Here is a 16,398-nt window from a genome sequence, read left to right on the forward strand (position 1 = left end):
CCCTCCCCTACATCCCTGTAGGGGACGCGGCGGATGGCCGCCCAGCGACTCACCCGAAGGGCGCCCCCCCGGATGCGCTCATGCGGCGTTGCCGTCCTTGGGAAGGGCTCGCCATTCCCGGCGGACGGCGCCTTGCCTGAGCGCATCCGGGGGGCGCTGATGGCCGATTTGTGGGCAAGAGGCAGTCCTAGGCCGCCGGCACCGCCCACTCGTCGACCCGTTGGCGCTCCAGAAAACGGCTGAAGGAGAGCGGCACACCGCCCCCCATCCGCGACTCCACCCCCTCCACCAGCGTGTAGAAGTAGCGCCCCTCCAGGGACTCCGCCGGGTAGAGGTGTTCGGCCCAGGCGCGCACGTCCCCCTCGTGCTCGTCCGCCCCCCACCAGAACACCGGCATCGAGCGACACTTGGCGATCTGCGCCACCAACGGCTTCGCCACCCCCAGCTCCACCGCCAGGGCGCGGGTCTCCTCCATCTGGGCAGCACTCTGCACCGCCAGCAGAGCGATTCGACCATCACCATCCACTAGCACCAGCCCCGCCGGCTCATTGCTCACGTAGTACTCCGCCACCTCCCGCTCCGCGCAGAGCCGCTCGAACAGTGCAACGAAGGCGGGATCGCGGATGAAACCCATGGAGTCGTAGGCGAGCGCCTCACCGACGAAGCGTGAAAGATCGGCGAAGTAGCGCCGCTGCAATTCGTCGATCCAGCCCGACAGGCGCTGGAAGATCGACGCCTCCCCCTTGGGCAGGAAACCGTCGATCACCCCTTCGTTGAAGGCCTCCACCGCCACCCGCTCGTCGGCGGTGCCGGTAAAGAGCAGCCTCTTCACCGGAAAGCCACCCAGCTGACGGCAGAACTCGATGCCGTTGATCCCGGGCATGTCGTAGTTGACCACCACCACCGAGACCTCGTCGAAACGGCCGGGATTGAACAGTGTTCGCGAGATCGCCCGCAGATCGAGGCGGATGACGTGATCGGCCACCGGATCGGGGTTGTCGGCAAACACCGAGACACAGGCACTGGTTACCCCGTTGCGGTCTCGCCCGCGCAGGAAGTCGAGCCCGTCGTGGGGGGAGGAGAAGTAGCGATACGCTCCCCGACGCGACAAACCACGACTGACGTTGCCCAGATAATGGGGATTGTCATCGACGAACATCACCGTCGTTGGGTAAAAGAAGGGGAATACGCCTTGTGTTCTATTCATTATCCGATCACCTTCCGCATAGTGGGACCTCGATACGGTGAAGGGGCGCAGCCGCGGCGCCAGCCACCCGCGCCCCTCCGAACCCGCCCATGATGCAGACCGAACGGTCGCGGGACAATTCGCAATTCGCTGACCCACCGTAGGAAAATGCTTATAACCTCCATGGTCAATTACCGTATCTTATCACGCGCCCCTCAACTCCAGCGCCCGTTCGTAGAGCAACCGCTTGCGGTCGCCGGTGATCCGCGCAGCCAGCACCGCCGCCTGCTTCACCGGCAGCTCCTCGAGGAGGATCGAAAGCACCCGCTCCCCCTCGCTGCCAAGCCCACCCTCCCCCTCCTCCGCCGCTCCATGGACCACCACCACGAACTCCCCCTTGCGCTGGTGGGGATCGGCGGCGACGAACGCCCGCAGTTCGTCGAGGGAGCCCCCACGGCAGGTTTCGTGGAGCTTGGTCAGCTCCCGGGCGACCAGCGCCCGACGATCCGCCCCCAACACCGTCGCCATATCCCCCAGGGAACTCTCGACGCGGTGACTCGATTCGTAGAATAGCAGGGTGCGCGGCTCCCCACGTAGCGCCTCCAGACGCGTCCGCCGGGCAGCGGGCTTGGCCGGCAGGAATCCCTCGAAGACGAAACGGTCCGAGGGGAGCCCCGCCACCGAGAGGGCGGCGATCGCGGCGCTGGCACCAGGCACCGGCACCACCGCGATCCCCCGCGCCCGCGCCTCCCGCACCAGCACGAAACCGGGATCGCTCACCAGCGGCGTGCCGGCGTCGCTGATCAGCGCGATCGAATCGCCGCGCCCCAGCCGCTCGATCAACCGCTCGCACACCTTCCGCTCGTTGTGCTCATGCAGCGCGGTGAGCGGCGTCGCCACCCCGAAGTGGTGCATCAGCGGTGCACTGTGACGGGTATCCTCGGCGGCGATCAGGGCCACCGCCGCCAGCACCTCCACCGCCCGCGGGGTCATGTCCCCCAGATTGCCGATGGGGGTGGCCACCACGTAGAGCACGCCGACTGAGTCCGTCATCCGATCCCCCGCAGAGGTGTGGAAAAGAGGAGCTATTTAAACAGCGCTTCCCAAACCCGTGCCACATGTTTTACCGTTATCCCCCATTTTTTCACCTGCCCTCCGCCGCGTCCGGACCGACCCGTGCCAGCCAAACGCCCCCTCTTAAGACAGACCGCCACCGCCGCCGCGCTCATCACCCTGTTGATCGGCGGCTGCGGCCCCGCGGTCAAGCCGGAATCGGCGCCGGTCGCCGGGCCTGCGAGCCGACCCGCGATCCAGGCGATCACGACGAACCGCAAAGGGGCCGACGAATACCTCGCCATGGCCCGCGGCGCAGCACCGCCGAAACGCCAGGAGTACCAGTTGCGGGCCGCCGCGGCGATGATCGACGAAGGGCGGGCGGAGGAGGCGGCGCGCCTCGTCGGGGTGATCCAGAGCGCCCCCCTGAGCGAGGAGTTGCGCCGACGCAAGGAGCTGGTGCTGGCCCGTATCGCGCTGGCCCGCGGCGATACCGAAACCGCCCTGAAGCAACTCCCCAGCGCCGACCCCACCCTCTCCGACGAGCTGCGCGCCGAACTCATCGAGACCCGCGCCGAGGCCTATCGCCGCGAGGGCAACGCCCTGGAAGCGGCCCGCGAACGGCTGCAACTGGAACCGCTGCTGACCGATCCCCGCGCCGTCGAACGCAACCGTCAGGCGATCTTCGACACCCTCTCGCAACTCTCGGTCACCGCCCTCGAGACCTTCACCCTCGCGCCGCCGGACCTTCTCAGCGGCTGGCTGGAACTGGTGGCCGCCCACAAGCGGGCCGCCGGCAGCCCTGACGAACTGGCCAGGCAGTTGGCCCAGTGGCGACAACGCTACCCCGGCCATCCAGGCAGCGCATTGGCCGGCGGCGAAGCGCCCACGATGGCCGCCCGACCGAGCCGCCGCTACCCGGAGTCCATCGCCCTGCTGCTCCCACTGAGCGGGCGCCTCGCCGCTGCCGGACGGGCGGTACGCGACGGTCTGCTGGCCGCCTACTACCTCGACCTGCACGAGGGGGTCTCCCCGGGGATCCGGCTCTACGACACCGGCGGCGACCCCTCCGCCATCTGGGGCATCTACCGTCAGGCGGTGGCCGACGGCGCCAAGGAGGTCATCGGCCCCCTCGACAAGGGGGCGGTGAGCAACCTCGCCCTGGCCGGCGACGTGGACGTGCCACTGCTCGCCCTCAACCACGTGGACGAAGCGACCCACGGCACCTTCTACCAGTTCTCCCTCTCCCCCGAGGACGAGGCCCGCGGGGTGGCGGTGCGCGCCGCCCTCGACGGCTACCACCGGGCACTGCTGCTCACCCCGCAGGGAGAGTGGGGCGAACGGGTGGCCGCCGCCTTCACCCGACAGTGGGAGCAATCCGGCAACCGGGTGGTCGAACGCGCCCACTACGACCCCGCCGAGGCGGACTTCTCCCAGCCGATCCAGGCGATGCTCAACCTTGACGAGAGCGAGCAACGCTACCACGCGCTGCGCTCGGCGACCCACCGCAGGATGGAGTTCGAACCGCGCCGGCGCGAGGACGTGGACCTCATCTTCCTCGCCGCCGCCCCCCGCGAGGCGCGGCTGATCCGCCCCCAGCTGCGCTTCCACCAAGCCGGAGACATCGCCCTCTACGCCACCTCCCAGGCCTTCAGCGGACGCATCGACCCGGATACCGACCGCGACATGGACGGGCTGGTCTTCTGCGACATGCCGTGGTCACTGCCCGAGAGCCGCAGCGCCGAGCGCGACGAACTGCAGGCGCTGTGGCCGGAGGAGATGGACCGGTACGGGCGCCTCTTCGCCATGGGGATGGACGCCTATCGTCTGATCCCGTACCTTGACCACCCGGTATCGGCGGCGGCACTGCCGCTGTTTGAGGGGGCCACCGGCGGACTGATGCTGGAGGCGGGCAACCGGATCCACCGCGAGTTGCGCTGCGCGCGCTTCATCGACGGAGTGCCGGTCTCCCTCCGCCCGCCAGCCGACGCCCCCGGCAACGACCCGACAGGCGTGGAGGCGACGGATGTTTCCCTGGATCGGCCGACGCTCATCGACGACAGCGCCACTGAAGCGGGGGGCGGCGGCGGAACGGCGGGCCCTGGAATACCTGCGCCGACAGGGCCTGAAGCCCGTCGACCGTAACTACCGGACCCGCCGCGGGGAGATCGACCTGATCATGCTCGACCACACCCGCGAGGGGGAGACCCTGGTCTTCGTCGAGGTACGCTACCGCGACGGCGACCGCTTCGGCGGCGCCCTGGCCAGTATCGACCACCACAAGCAGCGGCGCATCGCCGCCGCCGCGGCCGCCTACCTCCAGGCCCACCCCGAACATACCGAACAGCCCTGCCGTTTCGACGTCATCGCCGACGAAGGCGGTGAAATCCATTGGATAGCCGACGCCTTTCGACCATGATCCCTCCCGTGCACCAAGGAGAGTCCATCCCGATGAGAGCCGCCTTCCTGCTCCTCGCCCTGCCCCTGCTCGCGGCCCTGCTCCAGGGCTGCACCCCCGCCGTCGCCGTCACCGGCGCCGCCGCCGGCGTGGCGGTGATCCACGACCGCCGAACCACCGGCACCGTGCTGGACGACCAGACCATCGAACTGAAGGCCGCCGACCGGCTGGCCAACCAGCTCGCCGGCGAAGACCAGGCCCACGTCAACGTCACCAGCTACAACAACGTGGTCCTGCTCACCGGTGAATGCGCCACCCCCGAACTGCGCGCCCGCGCCGAACAGCTGATCCACGGCATCGCGAAGGTGAGCCGCATCCACAACGAGATCGGCGTCCTTCCCCCCAGCTCCCTGGAGGACCGGCTCAACGACTCGGGGATCACCGTCAAGGTGAAGTACGCGCTGACCAGCCTGCCGGAGGAGATGGACCTCGACTTCACCCTGGTCAAGGTGGTCACCGAACGCAACGAGGTCTACCTGATGGGGCTGGTCAAACGCGCCGAGGCCGAGGCGGTGACCGACCGGGTCCGCCGGGTGGCCGGGGTGCGGCGTGTGGTCAAGATCTTCGACTACCTCGACTGAATCGGCGCGGGCGGGGTTACCCCCCCCCGCCCGCGCCGATTCAGTCGTAAGCATTGGAATATACGTCAGAAGGCGGCCCGTGGCCGCCACCACCTCTCCGCCACTCCCTTCATTCGATGACTCCCCGATGACCGATCACCTTCCCGCTGATTTCCTGGAGGCCGCGCGCACCATCGTCGGTGCAGACGATCTGCTCACCGAAGCCGGCGCGGTATGGCCCTACGGCTACGACAACAGCCGCCGACATCATCCACCCGCAGCGGTGGCCTTCCCCCGGGAGCAGGCCCAGGTGGTGGAGCTGGTACGCCTGTGCAACCGCCACCGGATACCGCTGGTGCCCCGCGGCGCCGGCACCGCCACCACCGGCGCGACCGTCCCGCTCGAAGGCGGCCTGGTACTTGCGCTGGAGCGGATGAAACGGATCATCAACCTGGACCCCGACAACCGGGTGATGGTGGTGGAACCCGGCGTCACCAACCGCGAGATTCAACAGGCCGCGGGAAAACACGGCTTCTTCTGGCCCCCCGACCCCACCTCCTCCCCGGTGTGCACCGTCGGCGGCAATCTGGCGGTCAATTCGGCCGGCCCGCGGGCGGTGAAATACGGCGCCACCTGGGCCAACACCCTCGGCCTCAAGGCGATCACCGGCGACGGCCGCGAGATCCACGCCGGGGTCTACACCACCAAGGGAGTGGTCGGCTACGACCTCACCCGGCTGCTGATCGGCTCCGAAGGGACCCTGGCGGTGATCACCGAGGCGACCCTCAAGCTCACCCCCCTGGCCGAGGCGCGGCGCACCATCCAGGCGGTCTACCGCGACATCGCCTCCGCCGCCGCCGCGGTCTCGCGGATCATGGCCCAGCCGGTCACGCCCAGCGCCCTGGAGTTCATGGACGGCACCGCCATCGGCCTGGTGCGCGACTACGCCGGCGCGACGATCCCGCTCGAAGCGGGGGCCTTGCTGATGATCGAAGCCGATGGCCCCTCCGGCCACATCGGCGAGGCGGTCGCGGCGATCCGCGCCGCGGCGGAAGGCGAGGGGCTGTTGGAGTTCAAGGCGGCAGAGAGCGAGGCGGAGGTGCGCGAGCTGTGGGAGACCCGCCGCGCCCTGTCGCCCGCCCAGCGCCGGATCGCACCGAAGAAGATCAACGAGGACGTGGTGGTCCCGGTCTCGCGCATACCGCAGCTGATCGGCGGACTGGAGGCGCTCGCCGCGGAGTACCGCGTGACCATCGTCAACTTCGGTCACGCCGGCAACGGCAACATCCACGTCAACCTGCTGGTCAACCCGGACGACGAGAAAGAGATGACCCGTGCCCACGCCTGCCTCGACCGGGTCTTCACCCTGGTCCTGGAACTCGGCGGCACGCTCTCCGGCGAACACGGCGTCGGCATCGAGAAGCGCGACTACATCCAGCGCGAGATCGACCCACCCACCCTGGAACTGATGCGCGCCATCAAGCGCCAGTTCGACCCCAACGGCATCCTCAACCCGGGCAAGCTCTTTCCGGAAGCCCCCTACGCCACGTAGCGCCGGCAATACGCCCGGCTCCGCTGCGCCACCTCGAAGAGGAAGGGGACCTGCTCCAGCACCTCGCCGAACAGCGCGGAAACCGCCTCCTGATCGAGCACCCGGGCGAGATGTTCGACCGCATCCGCCCGCTTCACAATGAAACCCCCTGCCGCTTGGCCATGCGCACGAACGGATCCCGCTCGTCGCGGGCCACCACGATGTCGATCTTTTGTTCCCCGAGACGGTCGTAGAGCGCCAACCGCAACCGCCGGAACGACCGGCCGTTCCGGCCGGCACCGCGAGCGCCATAGGGAGCAGCAGGCAGGGGGCCAATCGCGAAGCCAGTGATATACTTTTTCCGGCATACCGTTTTTGAACACGCGCGAACCCGGTTGCTCGTCGCTACCGCGCAGACGATTTCGGCGGCGGAAGAGAAGACAAAGAGCCGCATGGGCAATGGAGCGAACAAGATGAGCAACGCTGCCGAGAAAATGGCCACCTACGATGATCTGTGCCAGATTCCGGACCATCTGGTGGCGGAGATCATCCACGGCAGCCTGATCACCCACCCGCGTCCGGCCTCGAAACACGCCTTGGCCGCCTCCGCCCTCGGCGGCGATCTGATGAACCCGTTCCACCGGGGACGCGGCGGACCGGGGGGATGGTGGATTCTCGACGAACCGGAACTCCACCTGGGTGCGAACATCCTGGTCCCCGACCTCGCCGGCTGGCGCCGTGAGCGGATGCCGGAGTTCCCGGACAGCGCCTGGTTCGACCTCGCCCCCGACTGGTGGCCCGACGCCCCACAGGAATAGTCTCCTCTTCGCCCAATGACTCTCTTTTCCCCACTCCGGCCGACCCTGTGGCACGGCGACGACGGGGAAAAGAGAGTTAGAGTTCGGAAAAGATCAGCAGCCCGCGGGGATCCACCGCCGTATTGCGGGGATCGAGGACATTGGAGATCTTCTTCGCTCCACCCGCCTCCACCGGCTTCGACAAGTCCACGTCGACCTGTTCGAACAGCGGTTGACGATCCTTGCCGTAGATCAACCGGACGATCGGCTTGAGGGGCTGCTTCCAGTTCACCTTCACCACCACCCCGCGCTCGCCGCTATCCAGCTCCACCGCGCTGGACATCGGGTAGACGCCCACGATACTGATCAGCTGCTTCGCCAGGGCAGTGTCATGCCCCCCCTCGGTGCCACGGGTATAGATGTTGCGCAACGCCTTCACCGGAATCTGCGGCGCCGAGTCGTAAAGCCCGTGGACGTTGCTCTCGAAGTGATTGACCAGGGAGAGGATCTGCGACTCCAACGGGATCTCGCTCGCCACCAACGCCTCCGGATAGCCGCTGCCATCAGGACGCTCGTGGTGATTCTCCACCAGTTGCAGGATCTCGTCATCGAAGCCCCCCTCATAGAGGATGTCGACGCTGTGGCGGACATGCTCCTGGATCGCGCGGAACTCCTCGTCCGTATAGGCGTACTGCTGGCGCAGCAGGGTGGTCGGCAGACGAATCCAGCCGATGTCCATCAGCAGTGCCGCGGTGGCGAGCCGCTCCAGCCGCTCCGGCTCAAGGTCCATGCGTTCGCCCAGCAACACCGCCATGCTCATCTGATTGAAGGCGTGGTGGATCAGCTCCTTGGTGGTCGGCTGCTGGTGCAGCATGGTGAGCACGGCAAGGCTGTTGCGGCGGGAGGAACCGATGGTGTGTTCGATCAGCGAGCCGAACATCGACTCCTCGATCTTGCCGCCTTGGCGCACCGTATCGAAGGCCTTGCGCATGATCTGCTGACCGGCACTCTTGATCTTCTTCGCCCGCGCGATCTCCTCCTCGTACTCGGCCGGAGCGGTGGGCACCGCGGCGACCACCGGACGGGAAGGCGCCTTGGCGGCAGCGGGCCGGGGCGGCGACGGGGCCACCTGCGCCGCGACCGGAGCGGGCTGGGGCTGGGGCTGGGGCTGGGGAGGCGCACTTTGCGGCTGAGGCGGCGCCTGATGGGGCGGCGGCGCCTCGACCGGCGCGTCCACCGGAGCCGGAGCACCGACCACATCCATCCCCTTGTCGGTATCGATCTCCACCCGGGTCGCACCGCACGCCTTGAGCTTGTCGATCACCGCCGCATTCTTGACCAGGAATCGGTTGCGCAGGAACGGGGTGTCGATCCAGGAGATATCCACACCCACCAGATACATCCCCGGCACCAGTTGATCGATCGAAATGCTCTTCTTGGCCACGGCTTCACTCCCGCTCTGTTGAGTCTTCCATCCACGCCCGCGAGGACAACGGCTGCGGGTTCTGCGCCCCGACACCGAACGGGCACGACGATGAAATATATCAAAAATCCTACGTGCCAACCCTGATCATGTGACCCATTCCGGCATGCCTCGACACGGTTTCCACGATACCGTTCAGAGTGCGAAAACCTCGCGGAAGCGGTCAACGAAGCGAGGATAGAGCTCGTCGGGCAGCAGATTGATGCCGGCCGCTCCCTTGCGTCCGCCACCGGTGGGAAAGTCACGACAGAGATCGTCGGCACCGCTCTTGGTGGTCAGCGGCGCCCGCACGCTGATCCGGTAGCCCCCCTCGAGGCGGGTCGCCAAGGCGTGGGCCCGGGAGGGGTTGTCGCGGGCGAGCTGGTTGCCGAAGACACCGCTCACCCGGCGTGCCCACGGCGTATCGGGCAGCATCACCAGGGCGCAGCAGGGCTCATCGAGCTCCAGGGGGGCGCTCACCGCCTGCTCCATGTCGGCGGCGAACCCGTCGCGCAGGATGGTGAAGGCGGCCTCCTCGTGGATGAAGGCGAACGGATCGGCGTAGGGGCGCAGGTGGCCATAGAGGTCGGCCGGATGGAAATAGAGATCGGAGAGCTCCACCCCGTAGCCGTTGTAGTTGAGCAACGTGCCCAGCTCGCAAAGCTGATCGAGGCGCCCCGGATCCAATCCCAGCGGCTCGGCGGCAACCCGCGCCGACTCGTAAAGGTTGTCGCCGAAGGCGCCGGTCACCGCCCACACCCGCTGACGTCCCTCCAGGTAGGCATCCACCAGCAAACTGGTGCAGACCTCCGGCGAGGGATCGATGCGCGTCTCCAGTGCGGGATGATCGGGAATGGCACCAGCGAAATGATGGTCGAAGTAGCGCACCTCGGCACCGTTGGCGAGCAATCGCAACACCCCCTCGCGATTCTTGTCGAAAGAGATATCGAGGATGGTGACCCGATCGCCGGCCCCCGCATCCACCCGATCGACCAGATTGATGTCGCGCTTCACCCCGGTGACCAGCTCCCCCTCCTGGGGGTGAACGAGGCGGAACTGGTGGAGGGCGCAGAGGCCGTCGGCGTCACCGTTGAATACGTCGTAGTTCATTGTTTGTGCTTCCTGGTTGCGTGGCCCGCGATCAGCGGTAGGAGCGCGGCCGGTGTGTAGACGTCGTCGGCGGCGGCATGGAAAAGGCGCCGGACGAACGGGCGTCGCCCAAAGGGACGATCGAATACCTCCGTTTGTAAACGAAAGTGGCCCGAAACGATAGGGGGAACGGCCCGGCTGCCGGGAAAAACGGCCGCGGGCCCTAAGGCGGGGAAGCGAGAATCCCCCCGGACAGGACGTCCGGGGGAGGAAAAGGGTCGCGGCGCGGGCCGCTCAGCCCATCCGATCGATCAGTGCGTCCACATCGATGGTCGCCAGGGGAAGCGAGTACCCCTTCGGCGCCTCAAAGCAGATCTCCTGCAACGCCGGGGCCAGGAAGGGACCGCCTTCCATCGGGAGCCCCATCTCGGGACCGCTCGATTCCGTCATTGCCTCACCAGGCACGGCATCGAGCCGCTCACTGCCGCTCATGTCGTAGACCAGGATCATCACGCACCTCTCATCGTCCGACTTGGGACATTTACCGCTTTCATCCGGGTTAACGGCAGGATCGCCGAAGAGTTCACCCCCCGTCAAGCCCCGCAGGAAAAAATGTGCTCATTCTGCAGACGAGCGGCAAAAGCCCTGTTTTTTATGCAGATAGGGCTCGCCGTGGGAGGCGAGACGATCCGCCCAGCGAGTGGTCTCGGGGAGCCGGTAGCGGGTGGTGGCGGCCATCACCCGGGCCACCGCAGTGGAGAGGGCGACCCGGTGGCCGGAGGAGACATAGAGAGGTTTCACGCCGACCCGCGTGCGCAGCACCGCCCCGATGGTCTCCTCCCCGTCAGTCAACGGCACCCAGCCGCCACGGGCCACCGGCGGCTCCGGATGCCGCCCCACCAGACGGCTCTTCGCGACCCCGACGGTCGGCAGTCCGGTGAGCACCCCGAGGTGACAGGCGATGCCGAAACGGCGGGGGTGAGCCCGCCCCTGGCCATCGCAGAGCAGCATGCCGGGGCACCGCTCCAACCGGTCGAGAGCGGCCAATACCGCCGGCACCTCGCGGAAGGAGAGCAGACCGGGAACGTAGGGGAAGGTGGTGGGAAGGCGGGCGATGGCGTACTCCACCAGCTCCAGCGTCGCCGCATCGAGCACCGCCACCGCCGCCCGGGTGACCGCCCCCCGCGCCTCGAAGCCGACGTCGACGCCGGCGATCAGGCCCGGCGGATCGAACCGGTCCTCCAGCTCGACGTAACCGGCCAACTCCCGCTGCAGGGCGATCGCCGCGGAAGGGGTGAGGTCCCAGGAGTGGGAGTGGCGTAGCTTCATGGAGAGGGATCAGACGTCAGGAAACCATCTGCTCCGCCATGTCATCGAGACCCTGCCGCCCCTCCATGACCCCTTCCAGCACCCTCCGCGCATGGTCCTCGTGGAGCGATAACCGCTCCATCAACGACGCGGGCAGTTCGTCACTCTCCCCCTCCCCCACCCGATGGGCGCGCAGCAGGCGGTTGGCGACCAGCACCAGGTTGGGATAGGCGGAGTGGACGCCGTCGTAGTCGGGATTGTGGTGCTCGGCGACCGCGGTCACCAGCTCCGCAGGCATCCGCCACGCCGCCATCAGCCACTCCCCCAGCTCCGCATGGCCGGCATCCAGCATCGACCGCTCGTGCTCGGCAATGGGGGTCTCCGGCTCGGCCTCCAGGCGCAGGTTGAGCCGCTCGAACTCCTCCGGGAAGAGGTGACCGAGCAACACCACGCCGAAGTTGTGAAGGAGCCCGCCCAGGTAGGCGAGGCCCGGCTTAGGGCGCTGCTGGTAGGGGAGGGCGTTGATCAACGCCTGACAAAGGGCGGCGCAGTAGATGGCATCGCGCCAGTAGTGGCGCAACCCCAAGGGGCCCGCCAAGGGGATGCGGAAAGGAGAGGCACTGGCGATGCCGAGGGCGATGTTCATCACCGGCTCGTAGCCGAGCACCCGCGAGATGGCGCTCTGCACCGAGACCACCTTGCCGCGGTAACTGAAGAACGGAGAGCGGGCATAGCGGATGATCTGCGCCGACAGGCTGGGGTCCAGCTCCACCACCTTGGCCAGATCATCCACGTCGGAGTAGGGGTTGGAGCGAAGCACGAGCAACCGCCGCGCCATCTCCGGCATGGCGGGCAGCTCCGTGATCGCCTCGATCCGCTGGCGGATCGAGGCGCGATCGCCCTCCCCCTCGCTCATCCTCTCCCCCCGCGCCGGATCACTCCGGCTTGTACTGGTCGGGCTGATGGACCTCACCGCCGAAGAAGAAACGCTCCATCTCCTCCTTCAACATCTGCCGGCTGCGCTCGTCGTGGCCGGAGAGGCGGTATTCGTTGATGATCCGGGTCTGATGCTGAAGCCACAGCTGCCACCCCTCCTTGGAGACGCTCTCCCAGACCCGCTTGCCCAACTCGCCGGGGTAGGGGGGAAAATCGAGCCCTTCGGCCTCGTGACCGAGCTTCACGCAGTTGACCATTCGCGTCATGGATTCTCTCCTCAGGATAGTTCGTCCAACAGCCGCCGGACCGGCGTGGGAAGGCCGTGGCGGCTCGGTTTGCGGCTGTTATACCAGAGTGCGGGGCCGGCATCCATGACGCGCCCGGCATCCCCCGTCAGCTCCAGCAGGAGCGGCGAGATGTCGAGATGGAAGTGACTGAAGGTATGGCGCAGCGGCGGCAACGTCTCCTGCAACCGCCCATCCAGGCCGAGCGACTCGCGGCACCAGACGAGGGGATCGGCCTGCTGCGGACACTCCGGGAAACACCAGAGGCCACCCCAGATGCCTCCCGGGGGGCGGCGTTCCAGCAGCAGCGAACCCTCCTGATCGCGCAGCAACAACCAGCGGCTGGTGCGCACCGGCAGTTTTTTCGCCGGCTTGGGTGTCGGCAATTCGGCCACCCGCCCACTCTCCCGGGCGACGCACCCTGCCGCCACCGGGCACGCCCCGCAACGCGGATTGGAGCGGGTACAGAGGGTCGCACCCAGATCCATGATCGCCTGGGTGTAATCGGCAACCCTCGCGCGCGGGGTGTGCCCCTCGGCCAGCCCCCACAGCTGCCGCTGCACCGCGCTGCCCCCGGGCCACCCCGCCACCCCGTGATAACGGCTCAGCACCCGCTTGACGTTGCCGTCGAGGATCGCATGGTGCAGCCCCAGCGCCTGGGCCAGTATCGCAGCAGCGGTGGAGCGTCCCAGCCCCGGCAGCGCCTCGGCCTCCGCGAGGGAGTCGGGGAAGCGGCCACCGAAGCGCGCCACCACCTGCCCGGCGGCGGCATGGAGATTGCGCGCGCGGGCGTAGTAGCCGAGCCCCGACCAGAGGTGCAGCACCTCATCGAGCGGCGCTGCAGCCAGCGCCTCCACCGAGGGGAAACGGGCGACGAAGCGCTCGAAGTAGGGAATCACCGTCTCCACCCGGGTCTGCTGGAGCATCACCTCGGAAACCCACACCCGATAGGCGGTACGCTCCCGCTGCCAGGGAAGGTCATGGCGACCGTGCCGGTCGTACCAGCCGAGGAGACGGCCGGCGAACCGATCCGCGCCGCTCACTTGCCGAAGAGTCCCTTCAGCTTGTCACCGAACTGGCCCTTCAGCTTCTCGTTGACCTTCTTCTCGATCTTCGCCTTGGCCTTCTCCTTCACCGCCTGCCCCAGATCCAGCTTGTAACTGAGATCGTTGAACGGCCCACTGGCGCGCAGCGGGATGGTGACGCCTTCGAGGTCCTTGAGCTCCTCGCCCCCCTGCCCTCGCAAGGTCCCCACCACGGCCACCTTCACCCCATAGTCGAGGCGCTGATTGGGCAGATCGGCACTCCCCTCGCCGGCGAGCCGCAGCAGCGGCGACTTGGCGGAGAGATCACGGTTGACCGCGACGCCCTTGTCGATACGCACCGAGCCGGTCAACTCGGTGAAATCGGTCTGGTTGGTATCCGCCGCCGGCACCGACTTCCCTTTCAGCTTGGCCGACGCCTCACGCAGCAACTGGGCCACGTTGACCCCCTTCACCGCGCCGTTGCGCAGACTGAAGCGGATATCGCCATCCAGGGAGCGGGTGATTGCCGCCGGCTCCAGCCCCGCGGAACTGACATTGATCGAGACGTTGCCGCGGCCGTCGATCTTCTCCTCCTGGCCGGTGAGATCGCGCAGCAGCGGGCCGATGCGCACCCCCTGCAGGCTCTTCTCGATGTGGAAGCGTGGTTCGCCGCCACGGGCGTCGAGGCGCATCGAACCGTGATAGCTCCCTTCGTAGAGCCGCGCGTCGGCGGGGTCCACCGTCACCACCCCATCCTTCGCCTTGAGATGAACGGTGAGCGCCTCGACGCTCACCCCGGCCGCCTTCAGCTTGTCGATGGCCAGCTTGCCCGCGAGATCGAGGGCGAGCAGCGGGGCCAGCGGCGAAGCCACCGGCTGGGCCGCGGCGGGAGCGGCGGGCGCCGGAGCGGGCGCCGCGGCGGCATCCGCCGCCGCGGGAGGCGGCAGATAGCGGTCGATATCGATCTGATTGAGATTCAGATCGAACTCCGCGGCCGGCGGCGAGAAGCGGCTCACGCGGACCGGACCGTGGAGATAGGACTCATCCAGGGCGAACTCCAGGTTGGCCAGCTTCACCCCGCTCGCAGTCCCCTCGAAGGTGGTACGCACCCCCACCTTGGTCATCGCCTTGGGATCGGCGGTCTCCGGCACCGCCTGGCCGAGGGCCGCGAGCAGCTTGCGCAGATCCACGTAGCCGGCCTGGAAGCGACCGCTATAGCGCGGCTTGGCGAAATCGTCGAGTTTGAGCGCCCCCTCGCCATTGAGTTCGCCGAGGGAGAACTTGAACCCCTTCACCTCGGCCGCCGCAGAATCCGCCGAAAACTCCGCGGAGAGGGAGGCACTGCTGACGGTCGCCCCCTCCGGCAGCGGCGAGCCGAGACCGGCGAGCAGCGGCCGCGGATCGAAAGTGCCGCTGTCGAGCTGGCCGGTGAGGCGCCCACCCGCCCCATGCAGTTCACCGCGCAGCGGCAGGCCGAGCAGTTTCATATCCAGGCCGGTGGCGTCGAAGGTCTGCTTCAAACCATCGGCGACCACCTCGGCGGCCAACGCCAGTTCGGCATGGCCGCCGGGCAACGCCTCCCCGTCGGCGCCCACCGTCAGCTTCAACCCCTCCGCCTTCACCTGCTGACTGGCAGGGTCGACGGTAATCCGACCGCCGAAGCGCAGCTGTCCGGCCACCTTGGGCGCCTCGCTGGCGAAACGGCCGGAGAGCGAGAGCTCCACCGGCTCGCCGGGAACCAGCTTGCCGGTCGTCAGATCGACCCCCTCCAGGCTGTAGGCGACCCCCGCGGCGCGGTCCCGCCAACGCACGGTCGCCCCCCGCAGATCCACCCCGCCGATGGCCAGGGCGGCCAGCGGCGGTGCCCCACCGGCCGCCTCCTCTCCCCCGGAAGGGGCGGAAACCGGCGCCTTCGCCTTGTCGCCGGCCGTCAGATCCTCCCAATTGGCCACACCATCGGCCCGCCGCTGCAGATTGACCTCCAGGCCGTGGAGCACCAGGGTGTCCATCTCCAACCGTTTCTCCAGCAGCGGCATCAACTTCACCCGCAGCTCCGCGCGCTCCACCTTGGCGAACGGCCCCTCGCCGAACCCGGGCGCATCGGAGAGCGCCACCTTCTGCAGGTCCAGGGCGAGCCACGGAAAGAGGGTCAGGCCGATGTCGCCATCCATCGCCAGGGTACGGCCGGTCTTCTGCTCCACCGCCGCGGCGATCTCCCCCTTGTAGTCGTTGGGATCCACCAGAAACAGCACCGCGGCGACCGCCGCGACCACCACCAACACCGCCCCGAGCAGGACGATTGCGACTATTTTCAGCGCCTTGTTCATGTTTTTCCTCGTCTCCTGACCCGCCCGGCGGGGGGACAATAATTTCGGTGCGAGACAGTATAGTCATGTCGGTGCACGGCGTCCGCCCGCACCGACCCCAACCAGGGGAGGCCGCCGCAGGCTAGACCTGCCTCTTACCCACAAATCGGCCATCAGCGAGCCGCTGGGCAGTCAGCCGCAAGGCGCGCCCTCGCCGGGGCAGCCGCCCTGCCCCAAGAGGGCGCAAGGCTTACCGCGTCCTGCTCGCGCCCCTCCCCTACATTCCTGTAGGGGACGCGGCGGATGGCCGCCCAGCGACTCACCCGCAGGGCGCCCCCGGAAACGCCAGGCCCGCGTTGCGGCGCTTGCCAAGGGATCACCATTACGGCCAGGACGGCCGGTA

General features: G+C 67.8%; 16 protein-coding genes and 1 pseudogene. 5 read left to right on the forward strand and 12 right to left on the reverse strand.

Annotation, left to right across the window (positions count from 1 at the left end; genetic code table 11):
- Positions 1-187: 187 nt before the first annotated feature.
- A complete protein-coding gene (locus tag ACYQ2W_RS21780) occupies positions 188-1,207 on the reverse strand; it encodes a hypothetical protein (RefSeq protein WP_459872146.1) in 1,020 nt (339 codons plus the stop codon).
- A 183-nt stretch (positions 1,208-1,390) separates the two neighbouring features.
- Positions 1,391-2,239 carry a 16S rRNA (cytidine(1402)-2'-O)-methyltransferase gene (gene rsmI, locus ACYQ2W_RS21785; protein ID WP_459872148.1) on the reverse strand — a complete coding sequence of 283 codons (849 nt, stop codon included), beginning with the start codon at positions 2,237-2,239 and terminating at the stop codon, positions 1,391-1,393.
- A gap of 123 nt (positions 2,240-2,362) precedes the next feature.
- On the opposite strand from rsmI, the gene ACYQ2W_RS21790 reads away from it, so the two are divergent.
- The 4 genes from ACYQ2W_RS21790 to ACYQ2W_RS21805 all read left to right on the forward strand — a co-directional run bounded on the left by ACYQ2W_RS21790 (position 2,363) and on the right by ACYQ2W_RS21805 (position 6,809).
- Entirely contained in the window at positions 2,363-4,384 is a 2,022-nt protein-coding gene (locus ACYQ2W_RS21790) for a penicillin-binding protein activator (protein WP_459872150.1), read from the forward strand.
- Positions 4,266-4,658, forward strand: a complete 393-nt coding sequence (locus ACYQ2W_RS21795) for a YraN family protein (protein WP_459872152.1) — start codon at positions 4,266-4,268, stop codon at positions 4,656-4,658. Before ACYQ2W_RS21790 ends, ACYQ2W_RS21795 begins: the two co-directional genes overlap by 119 nt.
- Positions 4,659-4,690: 32 nt before the next feature.
- On the forward strand, positions 4,691-5,278 hold the full coding sequence (locus ACYQ2W_RS21800) for a BON domain-containing protein (RefSeq protein WP_459872154.1): 588 nt from the start codon (positions 4,691-4,693) through the stop codon (positions 5,276-5,278).
- A 127-nt stretch (positions 5,279-5,405) separates the two neighbouring features.
- Complete coding sequence (locus ACYQ2W_RS21805) at positions 5,406-6,809, forward strand: FAD-binding oxidoreductase (RefSeq protein WP_459872156.1); 1,404 nt, start codon at positions 5,406-5,408, stop codon at positions 6,807-6,809.
- Here ACYQ2W_RS21805 and ACYQ2W_RS21810 read toward each other — a convergent pair.
- Both ACYQ2W_RS21810 and ACYQ2W_RS21815 read right to left on the reverse strand, forming a co-directional pair.
- Positions 6,797-6,946, reverse strand: coding sequence for a hypothetical protein (locus tag ACYQ2W_RS21810; RefSeq protein WP_459872158.1), 150 nt, complete (start codon positions 6,944-6,946; stop codon positions 6,797-6,799). The two genes, ACYQ2W_RS21805 and ACYQ2W_RS21810, sit on opposite strands and share 13 nt — an antisense overlap.
- Positions 6,943-7,242 (reverse strand): hypothetical protein, encoded by a 300-nt coding sequence (locus tag ACYQ2W_RS21815; RefSeq protein ID WP_459872161.1) that lies wholly within the window; start codon positions 7,240-7,242, stop codon positions 6,943-6,945. Before ACYQ2W_RS21815 ends, ACYQ2W_RS21810 begins: the two co-directional genes overlap by 4 nt.
- A gap of 19 nt (positions 7,243-7,261) precedes the next feature.
- On the opposite strand from ACYQ2W_RS21815, the pseudogene ACYQ2W_RS21820 reads away from it, so the two are divergent.
- Positions 7,262-7,582 (forward strand): annotated as a pseudogene (locus ACYQ2W_RS21820) (Uma2 family endonuclease); the annotation flags it as partial.
- Positions 7,583-7,682: 100 nt separating this feature from the next.
- On the opposite strand, the gene ACYQ2W_RS21825 reads toward ACYQ2W_RS21820, so the two are convergent.
- From ACYQ2W_RS21825 to ACYQ2W_RS21860, 8 genes are all read right to left on the reverse strand, one after another.
- Positions 7,683-9,029 (reverse strand): cyclic di-GMP phosphodiesterase, encoded by a 1,347-nt coding sequence (locus ACYQ2W_RS21825; protein WP_459872164.1) that lies wholly within the window; start codon positions 9,027-9,029, stop codon positions 7,683-7,685.
- 174 nt (positions 9,030-9,203) lie between these two features.
- Positions 9,204-10,157, reverse strand: coding sequence for an acetyltransferase (locus ACYQ2W_RS21830; protein WP_459872167.1), 954 nt, complete (start codon positions 10,155-10,157; stop codon positions 9,204-9,206).
- A 273-nt stretch (positions 10,158-10,430) separates the two neighbouring features.
- Positions 10,431-10,646 (reverse strand): hypothetical protein, encoded by a 216-nt coding sequence (locus ACYQ2W_RS21835; protein WP_459872170.1) that lies wholly within the window; start codon positions 10,644-10,646, stop codon positions 10,431-10,433.
- Positions 10,647-10,754: 108 nt separating this feature from the next.
- Positions 10,755-11,465 (reverse strand): deoxyribonuclease V, encoded by a 711-nt coding sequence (gene nfi, locus ACYQ2W_RS21840; RefSeq protein ID WP_459872173.1) that lies wholly within the window; start codon positions 11,463-11,465, stop codon positions 10,755-10,757.
- Between the two features lie 16 nt (positions 11,466-11,481).
- Positions 11,482-12,360 (reverse strand): HDOD domain-containing protein, encoded by an 879-nt coding sequence (locus ACYQ2W_RS21845; protein WP_459872176.1) that lies wholly within the window; start codon positions 12,358-12,360, stop codon positions 11,482-11,484.
- 19 nt (positions 12,361-12,379) lie between these two features.
- Positions 12,380-12,646, reverse strand: a complete 267-nt coding sequence (locus ACYQ2W_RS21850; protein ID WP_459872179.1) for an oxidative damage protection protein — start codon at positions 12,644-12,646, stop codon at positions 12,380-12,382.
- Between the two features lie 11 nt (positions 12,647-12,657).
- Positions 12,658-13,707, reverse strand: coding sequence for an A/G-specific adenine glycosylase (gene mutY, locus ACYQ2W_RS21855; protein WP_459872182.1), 1,050 nt, complete (start codon positions 13,705-13,707; stop codon positions 12,658-12,660).
- A complete protein-coding gene (locus ACYQ2W_RS21860; protein WP_459872185.1) occupies positions 13,704-16,016 on the reverse strand; it encodes an AsmA family protein in 2,313 nt (770 codons plus the stop codon). Before ACYQ2W_RS21860 ends, mutY begins: the two co-directional genes overlap by 4 nt.
- Between the last annotated feature and the right edge of the window lie 382 nt (positions 16,017-16,398).

Source organism: Endothiovibrio diazotrophicus (assembly GCF_054657215.1).

Excerpts from the sequence above, each read along its gene's own strand:
- ACYQ2W_RS21850 (WP_459872179.1), bottom strand. The coding sequence starts at position 12,646 with ATGACGCGAATGGTCAACTGCGTGAAGCTCGGTCACGAGGCCGAAGGG.
- ACYQ2W_RS21795 (WP_459872152.1), top strand. The coding sequence starts at position 4,266 with ATGTTTCCCTGGATCGGCCGACGCTCATCGACGACAGCGCCACTGAAG.
- nfi (WP_459872173.1), bottom strand. The coding sequence starts at position 11,465 with ATGAAGCTACGCCACTCCCACTCCTGGGACCTCACCCCTTCCGCGGCG.
- ACYQ2W_RS21805 (WP_459872156.1), top strand. The coding sequence starts at position 5,406 with ATGACCGATCACCTTCCCGCTGATTTCCTGGAGGCCGCGCGCACCATC.
- ACYQ2W_RS21800 (WP_459872154.1), top strand. The coding sequence starts at position 4,691 with ATGAGAGCCGCCTTCCTGCTCCTCGCCCTGCCCCTGCTCGCGGCCCTG.
- ACYQ2W_RS21780 (WP_459872146.1), bottom strand. The coding sequence starts at position 1,207 with ATGAATAGAACACAAGGCGTATTCCCCTTCTTTTACCCAACGACGGTG.
- ACYQ2W_RS21815 (WP_459872161.1), bottom strand. The coding sequence starts at position 7,242 with ATGCGGCTCTTTGTCTTCTCTTCCGCCGCCGAAATCGTCTGCGCGGTA.
- rsmI (WP_459872148.1), bottom strand. The coding sequence starts at position 2,239 with ATGACGGACTCAGTCGGCGTGCTCTACGTGGTGGCCACCCCCATCGGC.
- ACYQ2W_RS21845 (WP_459872176.1), bottom strand. The coding sequence starts at position 12,360 with ATGAGCGAGGGGGAGGGCGATCGCGCCTCGATCCGCCAGCGGATCGAG.
- ACYQ2W_RS21835 (WP_459872170.1), bottom strand. The coding sequence starts at position 10,646 with ATGATCCTGGTCTACGACATGAGCGGCAGTGAGCGGCTCGATGCCGTG.
- ACYQ2W_RS21830 (WP_459872167.1), bottom strand. The coding sequence starts at position 10,157 with ATGAACTACGACGTATTCAACGGTGACGCCGACGGCCTCTGCGCCCTC.
- ACYQ2W_RS21860 (WP_459872185.1), bottom strand. The coding sequence starts at position 16,016 with ATGAACAAGGCGCTGAAAATAGTCGCAATCGTCCTGCTCGGGGCGGTG.